6 protein-coding genes are annotated in these 5944 nt (G+C 59.6%); 3 read left to right on the plus strand and 3 right to left on the minus strand.

Annotated elements, in window-relative coordinates:
* Positions 1–245: transposase (locus A3722_RS02000; RefSeq protein ID WP_201721938.1), on the minus strand; the 245-nt coding region annotated here is incomplete at its 3' end.
* A 441-nt stretch (positions 246–686) separates the two neighbouring features.
* On the opposite strand from A3722_RS02000, the gene A3722_RS02005 reads away from it, so the two are divergent.
* Together A3722_RS02005 and A3722_RS02010 are read left to right on the plus strand one after the other, a co-directional pair.
* On the plus strand, positions 687–2048 hold the full coding sequence (locus A3722_RS02005; RefSeq protein ID WP_067915888.1) for an AAA family ATPase: 1362 nt from the start codon (positions 687–689) through the stop codon (positions 2046–2048).
* 88 nt (positions 2049–2136) lie between these two features.
* A complete protein-coding gene (locus tag A3722_RS02010; RefSeq protein ID WP_067627093.1) occupies positions 2137–3165 on the plus strand; it encodes a ParB/RepB/Spo0J family partition protein in 1029 nt (342 codons plus the stop codon).
* 56 nt (positions 3166–3221) lie between these two features.
* Here A3722_RS02010 and rfbA read toward each other — a convergent pair whose 3' ends face one another.
* Together rfbA and A3722_RS02020 are read right to left on the minus strand one after the other, a co-directional pair.
* A complete protein-coding gene (gene rfbA, locus A3722_RS02015; RefSeq protein WP_067627095.1) occupies positions 3222–4109 on the minus strand; it encodes a glucose-1-phosphate thymidylyltransferase RfbA in 888 nt (295 codons plus the stop codon).
* Between the two features lie 168 nt (positions 4110–4277).
* Entirely contained in the window at positions 4278–5036 is a 759-nt protein-coding gene (locus A3722_RS02020; protein ID WP_067627097.1) for a glycosyltransferase family 2 protein, read from the minus strand.
* Between the two features lie 150 nt (positions 5037–5186).
* Here A3722_RS02020 and A3722_RS02025 point away from each other — a divergent pair, with 150 nt between their 5' ends.
* On the plus strand, positions 5187–5942 hold the full coding sequence (locus tag A3722_RS02025; RefSeq protein WP_067627099.1) for a glycosyltransferase family 2 protein: 756 nt from the start codon (positions 5187–5189) through the stop codon (positions 5940–5942).
* Positions 5943–5944 lie beyond the last annotated feature (2 nt).

Here is a 5944-nt window from a genome sequence, read left to right on the forward strand (position 1 = left end):
AGCTTCGGGATCTTCACGTCGACCCTTCCTGCACGCGTTTCCCAAGCTCGGGACCGGTATCCGTTGCGATGGTTCATGCGGTCGCTGCTTCGCTCGTGCGCACTGGCACCGCAGAGCTGGTCGACATCCAGCGCCATGAGGCGGTCGGCGACGAAACCGAGCATCTCGGCAAGCAGGTTGCTGTCAGATGTCTCTGACAAAAGCGCACGCAGCGCGGCAGTATCTGATAGACTGTTCTTGGTCATGGTCGTTCTCCTCGGTCAAAGTTAGGTCCGCAAACCAAACCTTAGCCGAAGAACAACCATGGCCGCCAAGGGACCCGCACGGGCCTCGCTTCGCTATGCGAAGGCTCCGCTCAGCCCGCGCTACCAGTGGGAGTTACACCAACTGTTGGGACACTGCTAACGGGGGTTCAGAATCGCCCCAGCGTGGTTTCAGAATCGCACAACTTGAGCATATTCAGGATTTGTTATTTAGATGTAAGGGTTTACGAAAGCGTCGCTCTGCCGTAACTAATTATATAACAAATAAATAACAGAAGATTTTGGCGGCCCCCCTCAAAACCGCCCAAAGAGAACAGCAGCAAAACCAAGATATTGCTGAGAAAACCCCCTTCAAGTTATCAAAAAACTTCCATATGCGCTGTTTTGCAGTATTCTGGCGAAAACGCAGCATATCGAGCTTCCATGTCCACACCTCCCTATTTCAACATCTCCCCGAATGCTGCTCTGGCAGAGCTTGGCCCCCCCACCGGGGCGGAGGACTTTCGCAACATTTCGGCGGCCTGTGCGAATGGCATGGCGGACCTCACGGCGCGCGGTCTTTCTGAGGAAGGGCGTAAACAGTTGCGGCTGTTTTCGACATGGGAAATCACCAAATATCTGATCCCGGTTGCAACCCCGCATTTTCGCCGCGTGCTCAAGGCCAATCCCGATCTGCCCCAAGGTCGGTCGGAAACCGAAGGCGGGGCCAAATGGTTCTCGCTGGATGAAGTCCTGCGGCTGCGGGCACATTTCGGGGCCGAAGGGTCGAAGACCAAAGAATACCTCCCCTACCGCCCCAAAGATCAGCCCGCAAAGATGGTCGCCGTGGCCAATTTCAAAGGCGGCGTCGGCAAGACCTCGACGGCGGCCCATCTGGCCATGTCGGCCGCCTTGGATGGCTATCGGGTATTGGTGATCGATCTGGACAGCCAAGGGTCGATGACCTCGATCTTTGGCGGCAAAGTGCAAGACGAATGGTCCACCGTCTTTCCGCTGCTGGCGCGGCACTATGCCGACCACCTGCAAGAGGACAACCGCGCTCGGGTTTCGCGGGGCGACGCGCCTCAGCCTCTGGATGAGACGCTGTCGGATGCGCGGAATGTGACGGCGCAGTCGCTGATCCAAAAGACCCATTGGCCCAATATTGATCTTATCGGGGCCCAGCTTGATCTTTACTGGGCCGAGTTTCAGATCCCCGTCTGGCGGATGAGTGCGCGCGGCTGGCGCTTGTGGGATGCGCTGACCGACCGGCTAGAGGCCGATGGGGTGCTGAATGACTATGACCTGATTTTCTTCGATACCCCTCCGGCTTTGGGCTACCTGACCATCAATGGCTTGGCGGCCGCGGATATCTTGCTGGTGCCGCTCGGGGCCTCCTATCTGGAGTTCGATTCCACGGGGCGGTTCTTTGATATGCTCCATGCCACCTTCTCAAGCATCGAGGAGAGTGAAAATGTCGCCGCGCGGGCCTTGGGCTTGGATGAGCTGCACTTTGAATGGGACGCCGTGCGCGCTGTGGTCACGCGGTTCGACAGCAGCCAGCAGGCCGAAATGGCCGCTCTTATGCAGGCCTATCTCGGCACGACCCTCTCCCCCCACCGGCAGGACTTTACGGCGCTGATTGGTCAGGCCGGGGAAAGCGTGAATGGCATCTATGAAGCCGATTACAGGGACTTCAACCGCGAGACCTATGCGCGGGGTCGAGAGACCTTTGATGCGACCTACGCCGCCTTCAAGAAACTGCTGATCGGCGCTTGGAAACGGTCCGAGCAGCAGACCGCCTAGCCGCCCGCACGCGGGGGCGAGAAAATATTAATCGCTGCGCTCAAGTCTCTAACTTGGGTGAAACAGTCTTTAGCCTAGGAATGTTATCATGGCCAAACGCAAACGTCTGACCGCACCCGATCCAGAGCGACTTGCCGTGCCACAGGAAAGACATGCCATGCCGATCAGTGATATCCCCACGGGCATAATCCCGACCCCGCGCCGCGCGCCGATTGCCGATGTCGCCGGTCAAGCCAGTGCGGTGGCCGCCTTGGAAAAGGTCGCAGCGGAAATGCAAGCTGCCCGCAGCGAAGGCCGTATGGCGATCAAGATTGCGCTGGAGGATATCGCGGGGAACTACCTGTCGCGTGACCGGGTCGCCCTTGATGAGGCCGAAATGGAGGTGCTCACCGCCTCCTTGCGCAGCCGTGGCCAGCAGACCCCGATCGAAGTGGTGGAAATCGAAGGCGGCAAATACGGGCTCATCTCGGGGTTCCGCCGGGTGCAGGCGCTGCGCGCGATGGCAGACACCGGCGAAGGCCCAAACCACGCACTGGCCTTCGTGCGGCACCCCGAAGACGCCAGTGACGCCTATACCGCTATGGTCGAAGAAAACGAAATCCGTGTCGGGCTGACCTTTTTTGAGCGCGCGCATATCGTGCGGAAATCCGTCGCGGCCGGGGTGTTTTCCTCGGAAGGCGAGGCGTTGAAAGAATTGTTTGCCTCGGCCTCACGGGCCAAAAGGTCCAAGATCAAAAGTTTCATGCCTGTGGTCGATCAATTGGGCAGTGTTTTGGTCTATCCAAATGCCGTGACAGAACGGCTCGGGCTGGCCTTGGCGGCGCGGTTGGGCACCGAAGAAGGCTTCGGCTCCCGCCTCCGCGATCGGCTGCGCAAGGCTGTGCCCAAGACGGCAGAGGATGAGACGGAGCTTTTGACCAAGGCGTTGCAGGGAAAACAGCCCAAAGCGCCCGCAGCGAAACAGAGCCAAAAGACTGCAGTAGGCTCTGAAACTGGGGCTGGCAAATCGGTTGAGGTCAGCTTTAAGCCCGGCGAGTTGCGCCTGTCGGGGCCGGGGGTAACCCCTGCCCTCGCCGCCCAGATCCGGGCTTTGCTAGAGACGAGCGAGGGCGCTTAAGCCACCGGTACTTAAGACTCCGATGCTTAAGCTAGGGCCGGTTATGACAGGGCCGCTTAAGAGAGGGGCCCTTCTGCAAGCAAGCGATCCAAATAAGCCCCATAGCCATTTTTACCCAAACGCTTGGCCTGCGCGGCGAGGGTTGCGTCATCGATCCAGCCCTTGCGCCATGCGATCTCTTCCGGGCAGCCCACCTGCTGGCCTTGGCGTTCGGACAGGGTGCGCACAAAGTTGCTGGCGTCCAGCAGGCTGCCGTGGGTGCCTGTATCAAGCCAAGCATAGCCGCGCCCGATCAACTCGACATGCAGCGCCTCTTCATCAAGGTAGCTCTGCAAAAGCGAGGTGATTTCCAGCTCTCCGCGCGCCGAAGGGGTCAGCTTTGCCGCGCGCTGTGGTGCGGTGCCGTCGAGAAAGTAAAGACCGGTCACCGCATAGGGCGAAGGCGGCTGGCTGGGTTTCTCGATAATCTGCCGCACCTGCCCGTCTGCACCAAAATCCAGCACGCCATAGCGTTCAGGGTCGACGACCCGGTAGCCAAAGACAGTCCCCCCCTGCCCGCGTTCCGCCGCGCGTGAGAGACTTTCAGGCAGCCCATGTCCGAAGAAGATATTGTCGCCCAAGACCATCGCAGAAGGCGCCCCATCCAGAAACGCTTCACAAAGCGTATAGGCCTGAGCGAGCCCATCGGGGCTGCTTTGAGTGACATAGGTCAAGGAGAGCCCCCATTGGCTTCCGTCGCCGAGCAGACGTTTGAACTGCTCTTGATCTTGGGGCGTGGTGATAATGGCAATCTCGCGCAGGCCGGCCAGCATCAGAACCGAGAGGGAATAGTAGATCATCGGTTTGTCGTAGATCGGCAGCAATTGCTTTGAAATCGACAAGGTAATGGGATGGAGGCGGCTGCCTGTGCCGCCCGCCAAAAGAATGCCTTTACGCGTATTCATAGAATGAGCCCCGTTGAGATATGCGGGCACTCTAGGGCGAGAAGGGGGGTGAGACTAGGCTTGCTGGGGCACCCTTTTGGCGGGCGGTCGTACGAAATGTTTCGCACGCGAAACAAAAACAGCTATCACCTTGTTATTAAATGGAAAATACAGATATTGCGCGGAATTTTACCCGATCCAAAAACGCCAGGCATCCTTCCATCCGGCAAATCTTTTGCGGTGTCGAAGGACATAGGCGGTGGTGATCAGCCCGGCGGTCGCACCGAAACAACGGCTCAGCACCCGCCGCCGCGCTTTCAGCAACTGCGCATCATTCCACTGCTCTCCGGTGGAAGCCGCTGGATGAGACCCGGTTACGATGGGCAGCCCTTCGCCCTGCAAACCGGCATCAAGCATATCGCAGATGAAGATATAATCCTCTCCGACAGGGTAGGGGGCGCCAACCCCAAATTCAGGATCAAAACGCAGCCCCGCCTGGCGCACTGAGGCCATACGAACCATAAGCTCAGGCGCGCAGATGCGGCCTGCGTTCGATTTGCGCAGCCGGTGGGGCTGTGCGCGCGCCCCTGAGGTCGGGAACCTTTCGTGCCGCCACCCCGCTACGAAACCCAGATGCGGGGCTTCGGTCAGTCTCTGCGCAAGTTGGCAAAGCCCCTCCGTCTCTAGCTGCATGTCGTCATCGGCAAAGACCAGATAGGGGGTGCTACAGGCATCCAGTGCCGCATTGCGACTTCGGGAGAGGCCAAGACTGTCGAGTGCGATATAGGTAAGGTCTGGCCGATCACTGTGGGGAAGCGGATCAGGTGCGCGCTGGATCATCACCAGATAGCACAGGCCCGGCCTTGGCGGGGGCAGGGAGATCTGGCTGGCCCGCGGGCCCAAGGTGGCGATGGCGACAGTGATCTGGGGGGGAGCGGCAGGGGTCATGGGCCGCAGTATCGGGTCAAACCGGAAGAGGTCAAGATATCCTCTTGGCGGGGCAGATTGCCCTTGGATTGGCGGCGTGACACAAGCAGGACATGACACAGGCGTGGCATGAAAAAGCAGATCTGAGCGGCAGAGGGCAGGGCAGGCAGTATGACAGAAACTGAAGGTTTCTCGGTAACCGTCTCGATCCTCACGCCGGTGCGCAATGGCGCGGAGGTGGTCGGGCGCGCAATCCGCAGTGTTCAGGCCCAAACCATGACCGATTGGGAAATGATCCTTGTCGATGACGGGTCCGAAGATGACACTGTCGCGCAGATTCTGGCCTTGGCCGCCGATGACCCGCGTGTGCACCTGTTGCGCCACGAAACAGGGGCGGGGGCGGCTGCGGCGCGCAACAGTGCCTTGGCGGCGGCACGTGGGCGCTATATCGCCTTTCTCGATGCAGATGACGCTTGGGCGGCGGATAAGTTGGCTCTGCAACTGGCCCTTATGGCCAAGACCGGGGCAGGGCTGTGCTATACTGGCTTTACGCGCATCTCTGGTACGGGCGCGCATGTGGTCGAGGTCCCTGCCACGGTCACGCGGGCGCAGCTGCTGCGCGGCAATGTCATTTGCTGTTCGTCTGCGATGTATGATCGGGCCTTGTTGGGCTCTGTTCCGATGCCGGATATGAAGCTTCGGCAGGATTATGCGCTTTGGCTGACCCTATTGGATCGCTTGCCACAGGCCGTCGGCCTTTCCCAGTCTTTGGTTGAGCTTCACGTGACCCCGGGGTCACTGTCGTCCAACAGGCTGCGCGCCAGTTGGGCCACATGGCAGATGCATCGGGGGTATTTTGGGGTGGGGCCGCTGCGGGCCGCTTACTATGTCGCAGCCCACCTTTATGGACGGCTGCGACGGGGATAATA

Source organism: Sulfitobacter sp. HI0027 (assembly GCF_001634775.1).
Classification (GTDB): domain Bacteria; phylum Pseudomonadota; class Alphaproteobacteria; order Rhodobacterales; family Rhodobacteraceae; genus Sulfitobacter.